13 protein-coding genes are annotated in these 20880 nt (G+C 44.8%); 7 read left to right on the top strand and 6 right to left on the bottom strand.

The window, feature by feature from the left end; all coding sequences use genetic code 11:
• Positions 1 to 21: 21 nt before the first annotated feature.
• Together GJQ68_RS12340 and GJQ68_RS12335 are read right to left on the bottom strand one after the other, a co-directional pair.
• A complete protein-coding gene (locus GJQ68_RS12340) occupies positions 22 to 459 on the bottom strand; it encodes a nucleotidyl transferase AbiEii/AbiGii toxin family protein (RefSeq protein WP_202927930.1) in 438 nt (145 codons plus the stop codon).
• 8 nt (positions 460 to 467) lie between these two features.
• Positions 468 to 785 (bottom strand): DUF6922 domain-containing protein, encoded by a 318-nt coding sequence (locus GJQ68_RS12335; RefSeq protein WP_162417591.1) that lies wholly within the window; start codon positions 783 to 785, stop codon positions 468 to 470.
• Positions 786 to 1275: 490 nt separating this feature from the next.
• On the opposite strand from GJQ68_RS12335, the gene GJQ68_RS12330 reads away from it, so the two are divergent.
• The gene (locus GJQ68_RS12330) at positions 1276 to 1422 is read left to right on the top strand and encodes a hypothetical protein (RefSeq protein WP_162417590.1); all 147 of its coding nucleotides are present in this window, start codon (positions 1276 to 1278) and stop codon (positions 1420 to 1422) included.
• A 1032-nt stretch (positions 1423 to 2454) separates the two neighbouring features.
• Here GJQ68_RS12330 and GJQ68_RS12325 read toward each other — a convergent pair.
• The 4 genes from GJQ68_RS12325 to GJQ68_RS12310 all read right to left on the bottom strand — a co-directional run bounded on the left by GJQ68_RS12325 (position 2455) and on the right by GJQ68_RS12310 (position 11112).
• On the bottom strand, positions 2455 to 4659 hold the full coding sequence (locus GJQ68_RS12325) for a DUF5916 domain-containing protein (protein ID WP_162417589.1): 2205 nt from the start codon (positions 4657 to 4659) through the stop codon (positions 2455 to 2457).
• 92 nt (positions 4660 to 4751) lie between these two features.
• Positions 4752 to 5984, bottom strand: coding sequence for an alkaline phosphatase family protein (locus GJQ68_RS12320; protein WP_162417588.1), 1233 nt, complete (start codon positions 5982 to 5984; stop codon positions 4752 to 4754).
• A 91-nt stretch (positions 5985 to 6075) separates the two neighbouring features.
• On the bottom strand, positions 6076 to 7875 hold the full coding sequence (locus GJQ68_RS12315) for a RagB/SusD family nutrient uptake outer membrane protein (RefSeq protein ID WP_162417587.1): 1800 nt from the start codon (positions 7873 to 7875) through the stop codon (positions 6076 to 6078).
• 12 nt (positions 7876 to 7887) lie between these two features.
• Positions 7888 to 11112: a SusC/RagA family TonB-linked outer membrane protein gene (locus GJQ68_RS12310; RefSeq protein WP_235941466.1), complete on the bottom strand. Its 3225-nt coding sequence runs from the start codon at positions 11110 to 11112 to the stop codon at positions 7888 to 7890.
• Positions 11113 to 11315: 203 nt separating this feature from the next.
• Between GJQ68_RS12310 and GJQ68_RS12305 the strand changes: the two genes are divergently transcribed.
• From GJQ68_RS12305 to GJQ68_RS12280, 6 genes are all read left to right on the top strand, one after another.
• Positions 11316 to 11948 (top strand): TetR family transcriptional regulator, encoded by a 633-nt coding sequence (locus GJQ68_RS12305; RefSeq protein WP_162417585.1) that lies wholly within the window; start codon positions 11316 to 11318, stop codon positions 11946 to 11948.
• A 95-nt stretch (positions 11949 to 12043) separates the two neighbouring features.
• Positions 12044 to 14254 carry a carbohydrate binding family 9 domain-containing protein gene (locus tag GJQ68_RS12300; RefSeq protein WP_235941464.1) on the top strand — a complete coding sequence of 737 codons (2211 nt, stop codon included), beginning with the start codon at positions 12044 to 12046 and terminating at the stop codon, positions 14252 to 14254.
• Positions 14255 to 14296: 42 nt separating this feature from the next.
• Positions 14297 to 16378 carry a tetratricopeptide repeat-containing sensor histidine kinase gene (locus tag GJQ68_RS12295; RefSeq protein WP_162417584.1) on the top strand — a complete coding sequence of 694 codons (2082 nt, stop codon included), beginning with the start codon at positions 14297 to 14299 and terminating at the stop codon, positions 16376 to 16378.
• Positions 16379 to 16451: 73 nt separating this feature from the next.
• Positions 16452 to 17843: an arginine decarboxylase gene (locus GJQ68_RS12290; protein WP_162417583.1), complete on the top strand. Its 1392-nt coding sequence runs from the start codon at positions 16452 to 16454 to the stop codon at positions 17841 to 17843.
• A 108-nt stretch (positions 17844 to 17951) separates the two neighbouring features.
• The gene (locus tag GJQ68_RS12285; protein WP_162417582.1) at positions 17952 to 19913 is read left to right on the top strand and encodes a hypothetical protein; all 1962 of its coding nucleotides are present in this window, start codon (positions 17952 to 17954) and stop codon (positions 19911 to 19913) included.
• A gap of 181 nt (positions 19914 to 20094) precedes the next feature.
• Positions 20095 to 20856, top strand: a complete 762-nt coding sequence (locus GJQ68_RS12280; RefSeq protein ID WP_162417581.1) for a DUF2490 domain-containing protein — start codon at positions 20095 to 20097, stop codon at positions 20854 to 20856.
• The last annotated feature ends 24 nt before the right edge of the window (positions 20857 to 20880 follow it).

Genomic DNA, 20880 nt, shown 5'->3' with positions numbered 1-20880 from the left:
AAACATTACCTGCTATAATTCCTACCTAATTCTAATGGGTTCCTCGGATGGATACTTATAAAAAGTTAATAATTCAGACAGTGAAAACCGGCGAAGCAAAAAAAACAAATCAATGAAATCCTTCCTCGAACCACGTTGAGTGATAGCAGCAATTTTCATGGCGGCTATATCTTCCATAGCTGCCATCCGAAAGCCCTCGACAACTAAAGGTGGTTTTAACCAGGGGTAAGGATAATTTACTATATCAACCTTAATGCCGTTAAGAAGATATATTTGAATCGACTTGCTTCCCCCTAGTTTTTTGACTTGGTCAAACACTTTTAATTCTCCAGAAAGGGATAATTCATCCATGGCATGTTGACCAAAAAGATCAATATCTTCTGAATTGCGGTGACCAATCTGAAGTGCCAAAGATGTTCCTCCAACCAACCGAAGTGTATCAAGCTCCTTGATGGCCATTAATGACGCTAATAGTGCCAAAAGCTCCTCTGAGACTGTTTCTCTGTGTAGCATCTGAATCTTTCCTTTGGCAAATCTAAAACTAAACTCAAAAAAGCAATACTAAAATCATCTAGTACCCGAATGCCCATCACAATTTCCTTTAATTCTTCCTTTGAATATATCTGCTTAATAATTTCCCAATCTCCTATTTGCCCGTATCCCATAACTCGTTCAACGATAAATTCGCGATTTTCCCACCAGTCCAATGAATCAACTGGGGTTTCCCAAAACAAATGTTTGGATAAAGAGGATATGCTGTATTCGGGTATTGGATTAGCTCTCATTTCCTAAATATAAGCCATTTTGCACCAGTTAATCAACTTTCAAGTTTGAATAGACTACTGCGCTCCTTATAATTCGTAATTACGTAGTTGAGATATACGGGATTTGTAATCCCAAAACCCCGCTCCGGGTTAGATTGCAAGGACATCCCAGGTATCCGATGAATTACGTAAACAAGGCATTTTTAATGCTGGAAACCAAAGAACAGGCAAAAAAATAACGTTCGTTAAAACGCCAAGTTATTCGATTAAAATGGTGTTTTAGCGGGTTAATTTTGTTTATGACTCCCGGAAAATAAGGTGAAGTGGCATACTTCATCCGAGGTATTTGATTGGTTTCGTAAACGAGGCATTTGTAATGCCGAAAACCAAAAACCAACTGTAAATAAAATCATTGCATTTATAACTCTTCCGGCTTAAACCCTACAAACACCATCTGGTCTTCTGAGGGGTTGTTATCAGGGTGGTTTAGGGAGAGGTACAGCTTGCCATCATGGGTGAAGTACATGCGGGTATAGATGGTATTGACTGGGAGGTCTACCTCTCCTACTTTCTCAAAGTCGCTATTGATACATTCGAGCGGTACCCCATGGGGATTCTCAGGGTATCTGAGGGAAGCAGGGTCATGCGTGCTGTATAATCCCGGGGCAAGGGATCAAGGGATTGGTCCTTGGTGCAGGAATTTCCCAGTACCATCAGAAGTAACCCAAACATTAATAGGGTCCTATTTTTATTTTCGAAATAGCCGGAGAAGCATTCCATTGACCTGGTCGATTCTTTAACCTGTTTTACAAGGTGTTAAACCTAATTATTTTTTAGTTGAAATGAAACTAATTTGTTAGAAATTTTCTGGGGGAGATTGAAAAAATGGTAGTATTGGGGGCTAATGCGTTGCTTATCTGAATGATTACTTTGTAACGGGACAAGCTAATAATTTTTTTATAATATATTGATTTACTGATGTTTACGTAAGTAAATCCCCCTAACCCCCTTGGTAAGGGGGAGTTGGGTACGTTCGGTTTAACGGGCACGTTTTTACAAATGGGCTGACCCGATTCAACTATACCAAAATCGGTTCTTCTTTACCAATTCATTCATACAAAATCAGCTTACTGTTTTATTTCATTTCTGTATAAAACTGTAGCAGAACGAGTCATTTATGATTTATAATATATTGATTTATTGATATTTACGATATATAATCCCTCCCGACTCTGGTCGGGACAGGCTCTGCGCCCCCTTGGTAAGGGGGAATTGTGTACGTTCGGTTTAACGGGCACGTTTTAACTAATGGGATTACGGTAACTGATTAAACTATACCAAATCAGTTCTTTACCAACTCATTCATACAAAATCAGCTTACTGTATTATTTCATTTCTGTATAAAACTGTAGCAGGACGAGTCATTTATGATTTATAATATATTGATTTATTGATATTTACGATATATAATCCCCCGCGCCCCCTTATTAAGGGGGAATTGGGTGCGTTCGGTTTAACGGACACGTTTTAACTAATGGGATTACGGTTGGATACGTTTGGTTTAATGTCTTGCGTTTTTACAAATGAGATTCAAATTGTGGACTTGCTATGCATGCCGCGTCTTCCTTGTGTCCGCTGCGAGAAATTTCAGGAATGCCACCGTAACTAAATGTTGTAGCCAACCGCTGGTTTATAAATTCAGCCAGTAATTCAGCTTCATCACAAAGGCCCGTTGCTTGGAGGCGAAGGTACCGGGAAAATAATTGTCAGTATACACCATAAAAAGATCCGATACCGGGGCGTAGCGCCATTGAATTCGGGTGTTGATGTTAATATTGTCAATCTGGTTATTGTACTGAATAAAGGTAGTCCAGAATAGGCTTCGGGTAAACGTAAGGTCTATTCGGGGCCCAATCAAAAACAGGTCGGCATCCTTTTGGGGTTCGGGCAGCCGGATACGACTGTAGCTCAGGTTCATGGATATATTCGCCCGGTAGCCGATCCGCCATTGCGCAATGCCCGTAAAATTAGCCATCGTGCCACTGTAATATTGTCCTATCTGTCCGGTACCCCTAAGAGCCAGTGCTTTTCTGGGATCCGTGCGAAAATCAATTCCCAGGTAGCTGTACCGATACCCGGTTCCCTCGGCCAGCGGTTCGCCTCCGGTGCGGGTTGGGTCAAAGGGAAAAAAGAGGTAAGTGTATTGGTTATTGCCACTTAGCGTCACCTCTGCAAAGGAATGAAACTGCACCAGGTAATTCAGGGTATGCAACTCGTCCGTAACGCCCAGGGAGGGGTTCCACAGGGTTTCGGAGAGAAGACCCGGACCATGCCGGTTGATATGCTCGGAATCAGGAAAAAAGGTATAGCCTATTTCCGGAGCAATGCGTTGGTATCCCGTCCGGGGGGTATAGCCCACCAGGGGATTGTAATTTTCGCCCACGTAAGAATAGGCAAGGCCGGCGTTAAAATTTACGTCATTAAAAGCCAGTTGGGCATGTCCGGTGCCGGTATCCTCGTCCACGCCTTTTTCAAAGGTGCGATGGTAGAAAAACTTACCGCTCCAGCGGTTGTCTTTGGAAAAAAGGTTGTAATCGATGCCTGCCAGCCGGTTATGGTCACCGTTGACCAGGTTGGTTCTTTCCATGTCCAGCGTTTCCCGATTGATCAGCATAACGCCCACATTGGAGCGGTTAAACACTTTTCGCTGAAGGGCTGCTACCGAAAAGTTTTTGCCGGTAATACCTCTCAGGGGATCGCTTCCGGTCTGCATGTTCATGGCCCCTATGCGCCAGTCATCTGTTAATTTTCCACTCAGGCGTGCTCCATATAGGATTTGGTTCTGCACATTCTGCCCGGTGGATTCATCGCGGTCCACCCCTATTCGGCGGGAGAAAAAGGGCCGGATGCGGTCGGTACCAAAATCAGCAAAAAGGTCTACGTTTTCCAGGAAAAACTGCCGGCGCTCCGGAAAGAAAATCTCGAATCGATCGAGATTTGTTACTTGCTCGTCTACTTCTACCTGCGAAAAGTCAGGGTTGACCGTCAGGTCCAGGTTCATGGCCGGTCCCAGCCCGATTTTCGCATCCCCGCCGAAGGAGGGTTTTAAGGGTTCGCTGTACCCTTCCAGGGAATTGGTTGATGTCGCCATGGCCGCATAGGGAATAAGGGAATAATTTCCGCCGGATTTGGGCAAGGGCTCTGGAAAATACAGGTTCTGGGTAAACGCCATGTGGGTGACGTTGAAATTTTTAGGAATCGGTGTCCAGGTGCTTTTTTCGGAGTACTTGCTATCAATGCGGTAGAAATTCACGTTCCAGTTGTCCGTGTCGTCTTTATACCGAAGCGTAGAAAACGGAATGCCGATTTCCACGATCCAGTGGTCCTCATGAATCGCGGCTTCCGAATACCATTTATTATCCCAGGCCAGGTTGAAATCAGTAGGTTGCAAGCCTCCGTTACCCATCATCGCTTCCCGCTGAACCCCATAGGGATTTACGCCAAAAATGTACCCGTTGGTCTTATCGTTGAAGGTATCGATGACAACGCTGATCCCATCATTCTGATTTCCGCGGTAATCTCTTCTGAGAGAGGTGCTTACGTATTTTTCCCTTGGTTCGGGATTGAGCATGATCGCCGCGATATAGAGAAACTTATCGTCATAAGCAATTTTCACTTTGGACTGGGCTATGGCCAGGGAAGTATCCGAAGGAAAGGTCTGGATAAAATCAGTAATCCAGCCATCCTCTTGCCAGACGCCTTCATCCAGTCGGCCATCGACTGTAACCGGCTCCTCTAGGCGCACGGCATACATGCTTGCCGGTTCCGGGCGTTGACCGAAAGCAATAAAATTAGTAAAAAATAGAAATAAGTAAGTTAATATTAGTTTATTCATTAAATTTGACGTTTAAAGTCCAATTTAGAACCTTAAACGCCAAATATATCATTAGATTTACACAAATGGTAGGTAAACCTGCTAAGAAAGGATCAATCGGTGCTATTTACCCACACATTGATAAATCCGTTGGGCAATTCCAGAACCACTTTCAGATTATCCTGGGGAACATTAATATCAAAAGTTGCCGAACCGTCTTCCAAGTTCACTTCCCCCAACTGTCGGTAAAGGTCTGAGTTGCCGTACCGGAATTGATTCGTAGGGGTGATCCAAACCCGGGCCATTTCTTCCTTTCCATAGCTTTTCCAATTCAATTGTAATTCCGTACCGGATAGCGCGCCCGTCAAATGAGAGGCATACGCCTCCCCTAAAAGGGAAACCCCATCGACTTCCATGGCTTGATTCTTTGGAATCGTAATCCCCATATAGGTAGCCATGGTTGGGAAAATATCCACGATTCCAGGTGTCTGGGAGGCGATTTCATTGAGGGCATTATTGGTAATAATCCAGGTAGCCCTTTCTTCCTCCGACTGGCCTCCATGGTGAAATCCCCCTTCTCCCCGGCCGTGATCCGTGGTGATGACAATCAGCCATTCTTCATCAAACCGTTTTTCCCTTTCCTGGATGGCATCCCAAATCATCCCAACCTGTCGGTCTGCTTCCTGAATTCCCAGATCCATTTCTGGACTCGCTCCGAAGCGATGCCCCATATCATCGGTGTACTGTAGGTACACCCAGGTCAGGTCCGGTGCTTTTTCTCGGACATCTTCGGCCGCATACGCAGCCACTTCCTGATCAATTCTTTTGATATAATCACTCTTGTCATCATGGGGATATCCAAGGGTATCGACTTCCAGGCCGTCAAAGTGATAGTCCAACTGCAACTTTCCTGTGGCTTCCAGGTTTTCCCCTACCAGCTTGGTGCGGTTATCCAGCCAGGTGGAGTATACGGCAGTGGTCTTGTTGGGGTAATTATTCTTGAAGTGCCTGAAAATCGTCCAGTAATTATAATTAGGCCGGCGGATACTATTTCCTTTTACGTTGTGTTTGTTGACCCAAACACCGGTAAGCAGGCTATTATAACCCACAGCGGATATGGTGGGGGTTTCGGAATAGCCGCCCTTTGCTCCTCCTACGTAGGCCGGAAAATAACCTCCTTCGGAGATGATATCGTCCAGGTTGGGAGTAGGGTTTTTGAGCAGCAGTTCGCGCTGAATCCCGTCTAAGATTATAAATAAGGTTTTCTTTTCCTGAGCACTAGCCTGAAAGGCAGTCAGAAAAATGCCTAAAAAAAGGACCGTCAGGATATACATTCTATTCATCATATGTTGTTTCAGGTTACATTTTACCGGGTATAGAAAAAAAGTAAGCCACCGGAATTTCCGGCAGCTTACCATTAATAATTTTAAGAAGGTATTATTCCCATCCAAAGATCTGTTCCAGATTCGGATTTAAGCTTACTTGTTGAAAAGGAATGGGACGGTAATAATACTTGGGTTCTTCAAAGCTTCTTTCTGTGGTCTCTGTCACCAGTGTACCCCCCTGGGCGCCATTTTTCGTGTATACGGTCACGTTATCATCGACCGTACCGGTTTTGTAATAAATGAGCATATTGCCCAGGGAATTGGTTTCTTTTTCGGGATCGCCCGGAACGTCCGCATCTTTGCCTATCAATATGATGTCTTCGATACCATCTCCAGTCATATCGTATTTTCCAAGGCCAGGAAAATACATGCCTTCAGGGATGTTTTCCAGTAACTCACCTGCTGACCAGCGCATCAGGTCATCGTACCGGTAGCCCTCCAGGGCAAATTCCACCCTTCGTTCCCTGCGTACTTCCAATATTGCTCCCGTCATCGGACCGCTTACATTGGGATACTTGGCAGTAAGAAAGGCATCCGGCAGGGCATTGGCCTGCGACACCTGCAAATCCGGCATGCCGGCTCGCTGGCGCAGCAGGTTCACCGATATATCGGCATCCGCCTGTGTCAGGCTACCCAATTCGGCTAGTGCCTCGGCATAAGTAAGCAATACTTCCGCATAGCGGTATACCGGGAAATCAAGGCTACCCAGGGCAATGTTATCGATCGTATTATTGTATCCTTTTTGCTGAAAGTAGCCCGTAAAATTTCGGTTTAGGATAGGAATAAATGCATCCGGCTCCGGTGCTCTCACCCAACCCGGATAGACCAGAGTCTGTGACATGCGCGGATCCCTATTTTCGAATTCGTCCACATAAAGCAGGGTTGCGAACCCGGCCCTATCTGTAAACCGGGAACCGTCCCGCATCAGGTAGGTTTGCACCAGGTCTCTGGATGGGGACTGTTCGTAGGTGCCAAAAACCGTGTAATTGATATCACTACTTTTATCTTTATTCAGATCGTACGGATTGAAGAGTATTACTTCGCTATTGCCGGAAAGGTCCTGGCTATTAAATAAGGCCTTGTAATCACTTTCCGGATTCCCGGTTTGATGAAGGGAAAAATTTCCGGAATCCATAATTTCCTCTGACAGGTCTCTCGCCAGTGTAAGAAGATCATTGGCAGATCCCTGCAATCCCAACTCCTCGTGATACTTTCGGTAAGAGCCTTCGTATAAGGCCACGCGAGCATAGAAGGCTTTAACCGCCCAGTTGCCCGGGGTACCGCTGGGGACTTCTTCCCAGACATGCGCTGCTGCAAAGTCTAAATCTTCCATTATCCCGGAAATAACGGTCTCTCTGGAATCACGGCCTTTGTACAATAACTCCTCATCCGAGGGGTTTAAAAGCTGACCGTACCAAGGCACATCCGAGTACCGCTTTACCTTGTCAAAGTAGAATACAGCCCGGTAGTATCTGGCCAGGCCCTCGTAATGCTGTATGGCCTCCTGACTGGCATCCGCATTTGGACTGTTTTCCAGAAAATAATTGATGTTACGGAGTCGTTCCCAATCCCATCCGCTGGTGATGTTTTGCGAATTAGGAGTACCCGTCATGATACTTTTTATCTCTACGGCCCCCGTTGTGGCCATATTATCACTGCTTTGATCCGCCTGATATTCAAACATGTCCGGAAGGGTAAGCAGGCCATCCACGTACAACCTCAGGTCTTCCTCGGTTTTAAAAAATTCTTCGGGTGATATGGATGTCTGGGGATACCTGTCCATAAAGTCTTCGTCGCAAGAGGAAAAACAGAATAGACTTAGTATCAGGGTATATATGCTATATCTTTTCATTTTTTTCTAGAATTAAAGGTCAATGTTTACACCAAATGAATACCTTCTCTGGAAAGGGTAAGACCAGCCGTAGCCATTATTAACCGATTCGGGATCCACAAAGGATTTGATGGCCGAAAACTCGAACAGGTTTTCACCCGTCACAAAAAACCGTATTCGGCTGGCATTGATTTTGGCAGCGATTTCCTGCGGAACCGAGTAACCAACGGTCAGGTTTTTCACCCTTACATAAGCGGCATTTAGTAAATAGCCGGTTTGCGGGATATCCAGCCCGGTTCCATAATTGTTGTCCGCCAACCAGGACTGGAGTACCGGATACCTGGAGTCCAGGTTCTGATCCGCTAGACCAGCATCCAGATAGGACTGGCTGTGCTGTGCCCGCAGTGCCTCTCCATCTGCTTGTCCCCGGTAGAAATCCAGGTTCCAGGGATAAATATTGGCATAAGGCTGCTGATAAGGACCCCAGAAGAGGTAGTGTTGGGGATAATAATCCTGACGACCTACTCCTTGCAAGAACATGGACATGTCAAAGCCATTCCAGGATACATTCAGGTTGGCTCCCAATTGGTACCGGGCTCGGTTGTTACCGATGATGGTAAGGTCCTTGGAATCCGTTTCCGTAAGGCCCTGCTCAATTTTACCATCGTTATTTAAATCCTGGTATCGGGGCCATCCTGGTACGATATCCAGTGCGCCCCAGGGAACAATTGCCGATTGGTCCAACTGACTGATCTCATCCTCCGTGCTGAACATCCCGTCATTTACCAAGCCCCAGATCTCTCCTACTTCCTGACCTACTCTGTAGTTAGATAGCAAACCCTGCTCGTTTTCGAAGCGGGTGATAAAGGACCTGGAATCGGAGACAAAGAATTTAGACGAGAACTGAACCGGTTTTTCGTAACTACCAAATTGATTTCGGTAATTTAAAGAAAGCTCCCAGCCTTTGGTTTGCAGGTCGGCTGCATTTTGCTGAGGTGGAGAGGTGCCCAGTACACCCGGTAGTTCCACCGGGTTGGTAAGCATGTCTTTGGTATCCCGGATAAAATAATCGAAGGTGGCAAAGAACTTATCTTCCCATAATCCCAGATCCAGGCCAAAATTGGTCGTAATAACCCGCTCCCAGGTATAGAAATTGGGATCCACGGCTAGTTCCGGGGCATTTTCAACAATTACCTGTCGGTCTCCACCGATCAGGTAATCGGATAGTCCGGTGGGCAATGCCTGCAGGTAACCAAAGTTGGAAACATTCTGATTTCCCAGACTTCCGTAAGAGCCCCTAACTTTAAGTGTGGGAGCGGCTCCCATGGCCATGTCCTGAAAAAATCCTTCATCACTGATAATCCATGCTCCTGAAATGGAAGGGAAGAAGCCCCATCGGTTGGAGGAAGGGAATCGGGACGAACCGTCATAACGGCCGTTAAATTCCAAAATGTATTTGTTGTCATAGGTATAATTAGCCCTGCCAAACACACTTTGGGTCGCATAGGAACTATATCCCGGGCGAATAAACGAATCCCCGGTAGTGAGGCCCAGGTAGGGCAAAGAGGAGGATATCAAGACCCTTCTTTCCGATTCGACAGAGGAGTAGGAATAACTCTCCTGGTTGTATCCTGCCAGAATGTTGATGGAGTGATCCCCAAAGGATTTGGTATAGTTTCCATAAAGATCAAAGATGGTATTTTGCAGGTTGCCATTTCTTTCGGCTACCAGGCCATCTCCCCCTTCGGTTCGCACATCATCCGGACCAAAACCGATCTCAAATTTTCTTCGGTCCCATCCATAAATCCACTGTTCCCGCTTAAAGCTCCCATTTCCCGTCACGGTCAGGTCGCCGTTAAGGAACGTACCGGTGGCACGGAGTATATTATGAAACCCAAACATGTCTTCCCGGTTCCTGCCTCCATCTACCAGACGGGCAGCCAGTCTACCGGCATCGGTATTGGCCCAGGTTCCGTCAGGGTTTTCGGCCACTTCAATAGGAGTCAAATAATAAATATCGGTGATGTCATTGGTAGACTCTGCCCGTTTGGTTTGGTAAATATTCAGGTTATTATCCAGTTTCAACCATTTCTTTGGGGTCGCCGTTACCCGCGCTCGAAGGGAATAGCGGTCCCAATTATCGGGCTGAAGCTTATTCATACCGTTTTCACGGGTATAGTCCCCGGACACATAATAGGTCATGGGCAGGTTCTCGTTATTGGAACTCCCGCTGATGGACATACTTTGATTGGTAGAGAAACTGGCATCGTTAAAATAATACCCGTACCAGTCGTTATTTCCCATATAAGCCCATTGATTGGGGTTATTGGGATCTACACGCACGTCTTCCACGCTGGGATCCGCGGAACGCTCTCTGGCCCACTGATAATGAAAGTCATTGAAATTAATGTAATTCCAGGGCGTATTGCTGGTAGCCTGGTCCATGACTCGGGAATAGATGTAAGGATCTGTCACCGGCCCGGGGAGCACGGTAGGCTTTCCCCAGGAGAAATTGCTGTTGTAAGATATTTTCTGTTTACTTCCCCCTTGCTTGGTAGTGATGAGCACCACTCCGAATGCTGCCCTTGCGCCATAGATCGCTGCAGAAGCCGCATCTCTCAATACGGAAAACGATTCAATATCTGCCGGATTTAGTCGAAGCAAATCTTCGTCAGCTACGGCGATGCCGTCGATCACGATCAGCGGGCCTCCCCCATTGATGGAGGTAAAACCCCGAATATTGATATCCGGAACGGTACCGGGACGGCCTCCGGAATAGGTGATGTTCAAACCGGGGCTGGCTCCCTGTAAGCCTTGCATGACATTGGCAACGGGCCGGTTGATAATGTCCTCTCCGGATACCTGATCGACTGCACCGGTCAGGTTGATTTTCTTTTGAGTGCCATACCCGACGACCACCACCTGTTCCAACAGCGTTTCTTCTGCCGAAAGGGTGACATCAATGGTCGTACGGTCACCTACGATGATATTTTGTGTCTCAAAACCGATAAAGGAAAAAACGAGTTCTGACTGAGGGGATGCCACCTCAATCCTGTACTCACCATCGATATCCGTGATGCTCACATTATTTCCTCCTTTTTGGTAAACGGAGACACCGGGTAGGGGCAGGTCTTCCACCCCATCTTTAACCATTCCTGTTACCACTATCTGAGCCTGTGCGGCCCCCAGTAGCATCAAACTGAGCAGCAAGGTTAAAAAACCTGCTTTCCTTTTGATTTCTTTAAATTGTTGTAACATTTTTTGCATATTATTTAGGTATTGGTGATAAATACTGATTTGCGATTTCCGGCAAGTTACTTCGTCTGTGTTACCTTGCTGTTACCTTAGAATTACTAATTATTTATTGAATATTCATTCAATATTAAATAATTCAAAACTAATAAAAAATCCGCATAAAGAATATTTTTATCGCTAAATTGCGATTTTTATTCTTAAACAATATGAAAAATACGATCCGAAAGGAAAGAAAGAAGGAGATAATTTCCGGTATGTATGAGTTGTCCCGCCGGGAAGGGTTGGAAAATGTGTCCATTGCCAAAATTGGCAAACACCTGGGCATGCCTCCTAGTTTGGTCATGCATTACTTCCCGAACAAACGCCTTCTGATTCTTGGATTAATTGATCATATTCTCCATCAATACCAGCTTATCTACAAACCCATTATCAGTAAGCTTGAAAAAAATCCCCGGGTAGACCCTGAGTTATTGGTCGAACGCCTTTTTTCCAGAGAATGGAACCTGCTTTTTGATGATGGCGTGTTTTTCAGTTGTTATGCCTTCATCTTCCGGGATCAATCCATTAAAAAGGAGTACAAAAACCTACATGTGAAACTGCGGGTAACCCTCAAAAACCTTTTGGATAAAGACGAAGTACTCGTAAGCGGAGATACGGGGCTGTTGGCTGAAAAAATATTTGTCGTGATTGAGGGAGCCTACTATTATTTGTCCATGATGGATGAGGCCAGGGAATACGATCAAAAACTGGAACTATTCAAAAACCAGGTATATGATCTCATTTACGCAGAAATCAACCGCATACAATCAGGCAAAGGCATGTATTCTAGCGGGGGATAGTCTTTTTATTTTTGCCGGGATGGATTGGAAAAAGTGGCAAATTCCAACCTCTCGTAAAAAAAACATGGAACAGTCCATTTGTATTCCCCTAATTTGTGGTTCATAAAATCACCTGCCTTATCAAACAGTCTATACTAATCATAGGATGCTTACTTTCTGTTTTGTTCCCGGGGATGGCCCGGCAATCGGACGATTTAGCGGCCTATCCGCTCCCTGCCGAGGTACAATTGGAACTGGATGGCCGCCTGGAAGAGGATTTTTGGCAGCAAGCGGAAGTGGCCACGGCGTTCCGGCAGCAGGAACCTATGGAGGGACAATTGGCTTCTGAGCAAACGGAAGTGAAGGTGGTATTTGATGAGAAAAACCTGTATATAGGGGTCAGGCTATACGATAGCCAGCCTGATCAAATCAAAGCGTTTCAACGAAGAAGGGATGCCGACCTATCCACAGATGACGTGTTTGCTTTTATCCTGGACACCTATAATGATCAACGCTCCGGTTTCTATTTCGAGATCAATCCGGTAGGCCTTATGGGGGACGGGATCTTGCGTACGGGACAGGGAAGCACTTTAAACAGAGATTGGAACGGGATCTGGAGAGCCTGGGTGAGTATAGACGATCAGGGTTGGTCGGCTGAGATTCGGATTCCATTTATGACCCTAAATTTTGACCCTTCCGATGAGGTTTGGGGAATTAATTTCCTACGCACCGTCCGGCGGAAGAATGAAACCAGCTTATGGGTAGGGCATCAGCGAAACCAAGGCATAGAACGTCCGCAAAATGCCGGTAAGCTAACCGGGTTACGTGGAATCAATCAGGGGCTGGGGCTGGAAGCCATTCCGTATGCGATCGTTTCCCAATCCAGCGCAAAAGACGTTCCGGAAACGGCTACCAGGCAGACCTTTACCTACAACGCAGGAGGAGAACTAAACTACAACATTACCCCAAACCTAAAAGCAGGGATCACTGTCAATACCGATTTTGCTGAAACGGAGGTAGACAATCGCCAGGTAAATCTCACTCGCTTTCCCCTGGTTTTTCCGGAAAGAAGGGATTTTTTCTTGCAGGGTTCCAATGTCTTTCAGTTTGCCCCTTCGAGCAATCCCAACCCCTACTTTAGCCGACGAATCGGTTTGGAAGGGGGCAATCCCATCCCCATAAAACACGGTGCCCGGCTAATTGGCAGAATCAAAGAAACAGATGTGGGTTTCTTACAAGTCAGAACCGGATCGGAGGGCAGTATACCGGGAGAGCATTTCACCGTGGGCCGGGTTTTACAAAATTTTGCTTCGGAAAGTACTATTGGAGTCATTTACACCCGCCGGGATACCGATGGAGACAGCCTGCCGGTAAGGGAAACATTTGGTGCCGATTTAAGTCTAAGCACCTCCCGCTTTCTGGACGACAACAACTTACAGTTCCAGGCCTTTTTTGTAGGCCATACCCCGACCTTTTATGAAGAGTCCAGCAATTTGATGGACCGGTCGGTCCGGGGATTCAGAGTAAATTTCCCCAACCAACCCTGGGATGCCCATGTTTCCTACCGGGAGTTTGGGGAGCAATACGCGCCGGCGGTGGGTTTTGTGCCCAGAAATGGCTTTCGTCGCCTGCAACCTACCTTTACTTTTAACCCCTTGATCGATAAGAGTAAAGCCATCCGGGAACTCAGTTGGCAATACTATTTTGAATACCTGATGTTTATGGATTGGAGGCCGGCCACCATCAATCATAATTTACGCTTTTTGGGGATCCGGTTGGAGACCGGGGATATCCTATACTTAAATGTTCATCATAATTACGAGAACCTTAATTTTATTTTTGATGTGCTTCGGGATGGTCGGTACCTCATTCAGGAAGGAATATACCAGAACAACGGGTATTCCCTGGAGATTCAAACGGCTCCTTTCCGAAAAATCGGGGGGAACCTTACGTTCGAAAACATGGGATTCTGGACGGGTAGGCAAGTCAATCTGGAAATGGATTTGTTCGTTCGTCCGTTTGCAGGCCTAAATCTTACGGGCAGCTACCTTTTCAGTCAGGTAAGGTTGCAGGAAGGAGCTTTTGACACCCATCTGTTTCGGCTCATCAGCAGCTATGATTTCTCTCCATGGGTATCGGTAAACTTCAACATTCAATACGATAATGTAACCAACATGCTGGGAACCAACAGCCGGTTTATTTGGGTGATCGACCCCGGCAACACACTTTTCATAGTACATAATCATAATTGGCAGAAATTTGAAGATCGTTTTGACGTTTTAGAGACCCAATCCACCGTGAAATTGGCGTATACTTTTAGGTTCTGAAAATTAGGCTTTTTGGAGAATTTTAGATTATTTTGGCAGCCTATGCAAAAAAAGAAAGGGTATTATTTTAGGAAAGGGTTTCCGGGTTTTATTTTTTGCCTCTGTGCCTGCTGTTTTTTAGCTTGTCAGGAGCCGGATGAAGCGTACCAGCCCCTTTCCAAAACTACTTCCGATATTCTGGACCGGTCGAGCAACCTGCTCAATAGCGGGCAATATCGAAAATCCCTTCAATTTCTGGATAGTGCTTATCAGCAGATGGAGCAAAAAACGCCGCTTGATTTATGGGAAAGGTATAATTTTTTGAGTAGAATTTACCTGAATTACGACATCGATCTGGAGCATTCGAAAACCTATCTGGATAGTATGTTTTGGGTATTGGAAAATAGGAGACAACTATATAAAAAAGAATATGCGCAAACCAAATTTCTGGAAGGCGACTGGTATAAAGCCAAAAAACAGTTTGGTGACGCTTTTGCGAGCTATTTTGAAGGCCGGGAATTTGGTCTTCAAAACTTAAGTAATTGCCTGATTAGTAACCTTACCTATCAGTTGGGAATGTTCCGTTACGGACAGATGCAGTATTCCGAAAGCATTCCGTACTTTAAGCAGGCCATACAGGAAAACCAGGATTGCTGGGATGGGGATAAGGTGGTTCAAAAACTATATTTTCCACAAATGTATCGAAATACGCTGGCCCTGGCGTACGAAAAAACCGGTAAACTGGACAGTGCTGCTTTCCATTACCGGGACGGGTTGCAGTTTTTAACAGATGCTGAAAGAGATTATCCTGAAGAGCAAAACTTTATTCTCCTGGCCAAAGGGGTTTTTATGGGCAACCTGGGTGGTGTTCTGGCCAAGCTGGAACAATACGACGAAGCAGAAAGCTTGCTGCTTAAAAGCATTGCTATTAACAGCCGACCCAATTTCGACACACAAGATGCCCTTACCGCAAAGACCAAGCTGGCAGACCTCTACATTGCTCGAAACCAGCTGGATGAAGCACAGCAACTGATGGATGACCTGGAGCTGGCAATTTCGAATTCGGAGTTAAAAAACCGGTCGTATATCCAAACGCTGATTCATTGGAACAAGGTGAAAAGCAGCTATTTTGAGCAGGCAGGTGCCCCGGAGCGGGCGTATCCCTTTTTAAAGGCCTATTATCGTTTAAAAGATTCCATTGATCAGGTCGATGATGACCTACGTGCTGTAGACATGGAAGCCTCTTATGAAAATGCAGCCCAACAATACCAACTATCCATTATCAACCGGGATAATCACATAAAGAATATTTACCTGGGTGCCACGCTAGGTTTTACGATACTGTTAGTGATTTTTCTGGGACTGGCTGCCAAGGGGCTCAAACGATCCAAAAAAATCAATAAGGTAATCAGTGAGCAAAACATAGAATTACAGGAAACCCTGGGTGCCCTGGAACAGAGCCAGGCAGAAAACACCAAAATCATGTACATGGTCGCTCATGATCTGAGAAACCCTATCAGCAGCATGGTCATGATGGCGGACATTCTGTTGGAAGATGAGCAAATCACCGGGGAAAACAGGGTGTTATTGGAGCATATAAAGACCTCCTGCAACCATTCGATCAACCTGGTCTCCGAAATGATGCAGTCCAATAAAAACACCGAAACACTTACCAAAGAGCCGGTGGATCTGGAGCGCCTGCTGCGTTATTGCGTCGATTTGCTCCAACATAAAGCAAACGAAAAACATCAAAAACTAGTCCTGGACACCATTCCGGTTACTGCTTTCGTCAGCCGGGAAAAATTATGGCGGGTCATCAGCAACTTAATTGCCAATGCGATCAAATTCAGCCCCAAAGGAAAATCCATTCAAATCAACCTGCTTAAAAAATCAGAAAAGGCCGTTTTTTCCATAAAAGATGAAGGAATCGGCATTCCAGACTCGATTAAGAACAAGGTTTTTGAATGGTATACCGATAGTAAAAGAAGCGGTACCGATGGGGAGAAACCCTTTGGGATGGGTTTGGCCATTTCCAAACAGATAGTCAGTGCCCATGGAGGTAGTATTTGGTTTGAAACGGAGGAGGGTAACGGTACCACCTTTTTTGTCGAAATTCCAATCGATCCCAAAACACCAAAAAGCTGATTTTCCTTTTGGATTGAAATTTGAAGTAATCGTACAAATTTTGTATCCTTTAAAACTGTGATAAACGTAAGGCATGAATAACTACATAGATCTCATTAAGCAAACCTTTGACTTCCCAACCAAAGAATTCTCCGTAGCAGACAACCAACTAAAATTCAATGGGGTAAACTTGATGGAAATCATCCAGGAATACGGAACACCCTTGAAGTTAACGTATCTCCCAAAAATTTCTGAAAATATCCAGAACGCCAAAACCTACTTCGGCAATGCCATGCAGCGGCATGACTACAAAGGATCTTATACCTATTGCTATTGCACCAAATCCTCTCATTTTAGCTTTGTTATGGACGAGGCATTAAAGAATGAGGTGCATATCGAAACCAGTTCTACCTTTGATATTCCGCTGGTGAAAAGCCTCTACAATCAAGGTAAAATTGACAAAGATACTTACATCGTATGCAATGGTTTTAAACGTGAACTTTATAAGCAATATGTGTCGGAACTTCTCAACGAGGGATTTACCAATTGCATCCCCGTGTTGGACAACCTGACGGAAATTGATTACTACCTGGAACATGTAAAGGTCCCCTTTCAGGTGGGGATCCGGATTGCTGCGGATGAGGAACCCAAATTTGGCTTTTATACTTCCCGGTTGGGCATCAGGTACCATGATATCATCAAACTCTATGAGGAGAAAATAAAGGACAATCCGAATGTAAGCCTTAAGATGCTTCATTTTTTTATCAACTCCGGCATTCGAGATACGGCCTATTACTGGTCCGAACTCACGCGATTTATTCAAAAATATGTAGAGTTAAAAAAGCTGGCTCCCGACTTGGATACCATGGATGTGGGAGGAGGTTGGCCGATCAAAACCAACGTGTTTTTTGATTACGATTACCAGTACATGGCCGACCAGATCATCAAGAATATCAAATGGATGTGTGCCAAAAACAACACCATAGAGCCGCATATCTTTACCGAATTCGGAAGTTACACCGTGGGTGAAAGTGGTGCCGTGTTGTATTCCATTTTGGACGAAAAATTACAAAACGATAAGGAATTGTGGTACATGATAGACGGCTCCTTTATCACCCAACTACCGGACAGCTGGGGGCTTAATCAGAAATACATCATGCTGGCCATCAACAACTGGAACAAGGAATACCATAACATTTCTCTGGGAGGGCTTACCTGCGATAGCATGGACTACTATAATTCCGAAGCGCATCAGTTTAACATTTACCTTCCAAAATTAGAAAAAAACAATCAGCAATACATTGGCTTTTTCCATACAGGAGCCTATCAGGAATCACTGGGAGGCTATGGAGGAATTCAGCACTGCCTGATCCCTGCTCCAAAACACGTGATCATCGATCGGAATAGCGACGGAAGCATCCATCACTGGTTATTTAGCCCGGAACAGGAAAGTAAGGACATGATGAAAATATTAGGATACAAATAATCAAAGAGGGTTTTGGCCCTCTTTTTTTTGGCAGGCTATTTGCAAATCTTTTTTCAATAATTTTTCTCCTTCATGCAAACTTAGCATCGAAATTGATTAGGAATACCCATGATTCATAAAGGCTTTCTTTTTTTACTATTCTTATTCCATGTGGGCATTGGTTTTGCCCAGGTAAAAAGCGTTTACGAAGGGACGTATACCTTTCATGGAAAAGAAGGTACGGCTACCTTTGAATTCCTTGAAGAGGAAGAGGAGATGGTTATGGACGGTTTTTTTCGTTTTGACTACCTGGAAAAAGACAGTGCCGACCAAACCATCCTGCATAAATTTCAAGTCACTGGAGAACACGTCCGGAATGAGCGAAATGGCACCTGGATTTTTGATCGGGAAATCCATCGCATAAGTCTGGAAGATGTGGTGAATTTTGAGATTGTCAGCCGGCTGAAAAGCGAAAACATCCACGTAGAAGCCATGTATTCTGAGGGGGTAAAGACGGGTACCTGGACATTTAAGCAAAATGACTATGTAGACGGCGAGCTAAATCCGAAAGCAGAGGCAACGGGAATCGTTTTTTCCGAGGGTAAAATTGTAGAAGATTTTGACTACCGGAACTTCGAGGGAGATTTTACCCAATTGATTCGGGGAGAAATAAATTCCAATGGCTATATGGATGGTGAGTGGTCTCTGGTGTATCTTAAAGACAGCGTGTTGGTATCCGAAGTTCGTAATTATGAAAACGGGTTTTTATTGGGTGTCAAACAACGAAACCTGCAAACGGGTGCGGCTATCCAGGAAGTGATCTTTTATGAAACCATCGAGAAGTTGCAAAACCTGGAATCAGAAAGCCAAAAACGATACAAAATATCATCCGCAGATTTTGGTTTGACTTACAACGATGGTTTCCAATCCGAAAGTCCCCAACTTCAAATTCAAAAACCCGGCAATCGCTTTGTCAATGACTTCCTATCCAAACTACTTCAATATGATGAGAGTAGTCCTGACGCAGGAAATGTTGGCCATTACCCCCTATTGACAAAAAGATTTGAGTACACGCTTTACGATGACCTGGAGGAACTATTAGGCTCTCTGGAAGATAAATACGCCTTATTTAGGGACACGGTCGAGAATTACTCGGAAATGAATGCGCTGGCACTGAATAAGGATAAAAGCGATTCCCTGGCATTCACGCATGCCTATTTTAGAAGCCGTACCAAAAAACTGGACCAAATGAAGGAATTAATGGAACTGATACGCACAGGGGACATCCGCTACGTTGATTTGAATAATTATACCCAAGCCGGAGTTCCGTTTTTATCACCATTGGATCTGATTAAATATGCTTACAGGGATGAGGAAAAAAGTAAGTTTCTAACCCGCGAAGTGGGCTACGGTGGTGCTCGTTCCTTTTTAGAGCGGGTAGAAACGAATCTACAGGAAGAAATAAGTCTTTCTGCTGCGTTAGCCAGCTATGCCAACCGTGAATTACAATCCATCGAAGTCAGTACACGCCTGGTGGATCTTGAAGAAGAAATCACCGAAAAGCGGTCACTGGTAGAAACATTATATGAAAACCATGATGCTAGTGAAGCGGAAGAACAGTTTTTCGAAGCATTCAGATGGGGCATCTTAGAACGTTTATTTGAAGAAAAGCTAGCCAGGTATGCCGAAACCGATGAAGCCAGCATCAAAATAGAGAAAGGCCGGGAATTGCTGGATTTCCTAAACGAACTGGAGACCCTTTACCCGGAACTTGCAGCCATTTATCCTCGAAACAGAGAGATCGACGAGGTTTATAAGGAAGAAACCTTCGATCCCTTTACCTACACCCGCTATAAAGCCCGGGCCAAACAACGTTTGTTTGAGGCTGGAATGGAGGTTTTATACCCTTATTACCTGTCCGAAATGATTCGTGAGGAAGATTATACCAAGATCAAGGAACATTTGGATAAAATAGCACTTTTGCAGCAAAAACTAATTGATTTGCGGGATGCGTCTACCAAAAGCCTGGAGCGCAGGCTAGGAAGAACCAAAAATCCTGAAAAAATAGCTTCCCTGCTAGATCTTCCCTGAGACAGAAACTATTCTGCTTTTAACGCCTTACAACGCCAAAATGCCTACTCGTAATCCAATCTTGGCCTTATTTTGAATGATCAAGGAAATAAAAATGACAGCAACCGGTAAAAAACATATCCTGCGCAGCCTATTTACGGTCGCCTTTTGTATATGGACAAGTGTTAGCCTTGCGCAATACATGGAAAACCAAGCCGGAGATAGTGCTTTGCCAGAAAAAAAATACACCCGGCAATCTGGTTTGTGGCTAGGAATGTATACCAAATACAGGATAGGAGAGAAATTATTCTACTATGGGGAATATCATATGAGAAGAAGGGACCACCTGATAGAAAACATGGCACAGATCTACCTGCGTTTTGGTCTGTCCTATTTGGTAAATGAAAAATTTGAAGTAACCGGAGGCATTGTCACTCCCTTTTATTGGGCACCGAAAGACCAGTATTCCGATGAGGAGCAAATTGACAACGTGGTCAATCAATTTCGATTCTGGCAACAGTTCTTATTTATCCAAAGCATGGGAAGGGTTAAAATATACCACCAAATACGTACCGAGCAAAGGTGGAAGCGGGATTACCTCGTCAACTCCCCTTTTGAATTAACCCATCGAATGCGCTACAAAATATCCACGTATATCCCCCTAAACAAGCCCAAGCTGCAGGATAAAACGGTGTTCTTTTCCGGTTACAATGAAATATTCATTCAGGCCGGCAAACCCGTACTGTACAATTATTTTGAAGATAACCGGCTCTTTTTGGGACTGGGGTATGTGATTAATGAAAATTTTCAACTTCAGGCAGGGTACATGAAAAGTATTCAACAGAAAGAGCGGGGATTTGATTTAAACAACCGTGACATCATTCGTTTCAGTGTGTACCACAACCTTGATTTTACGAAACGAAAAAAGGAATCTAGAAACCAGGAAGTAGATCCCTTGCTCTAATCCAATCGTATTTTTTATTGAAAT

Source organism: Cyclobacterium roseum (genome assembly GCF_010119225.1).
GTDB lineage: Bacteria > Bacteroidota > Bacteroidia > Cytophagales > Cyclobacteriaceae > Cyclobacterium > Cyclobacterium roseum.
The sequence above is the reverse complement of the archived record's forward strand: the minus strand, read 5'-3'. Positions and strand labels throughout refer to the sequence as shown.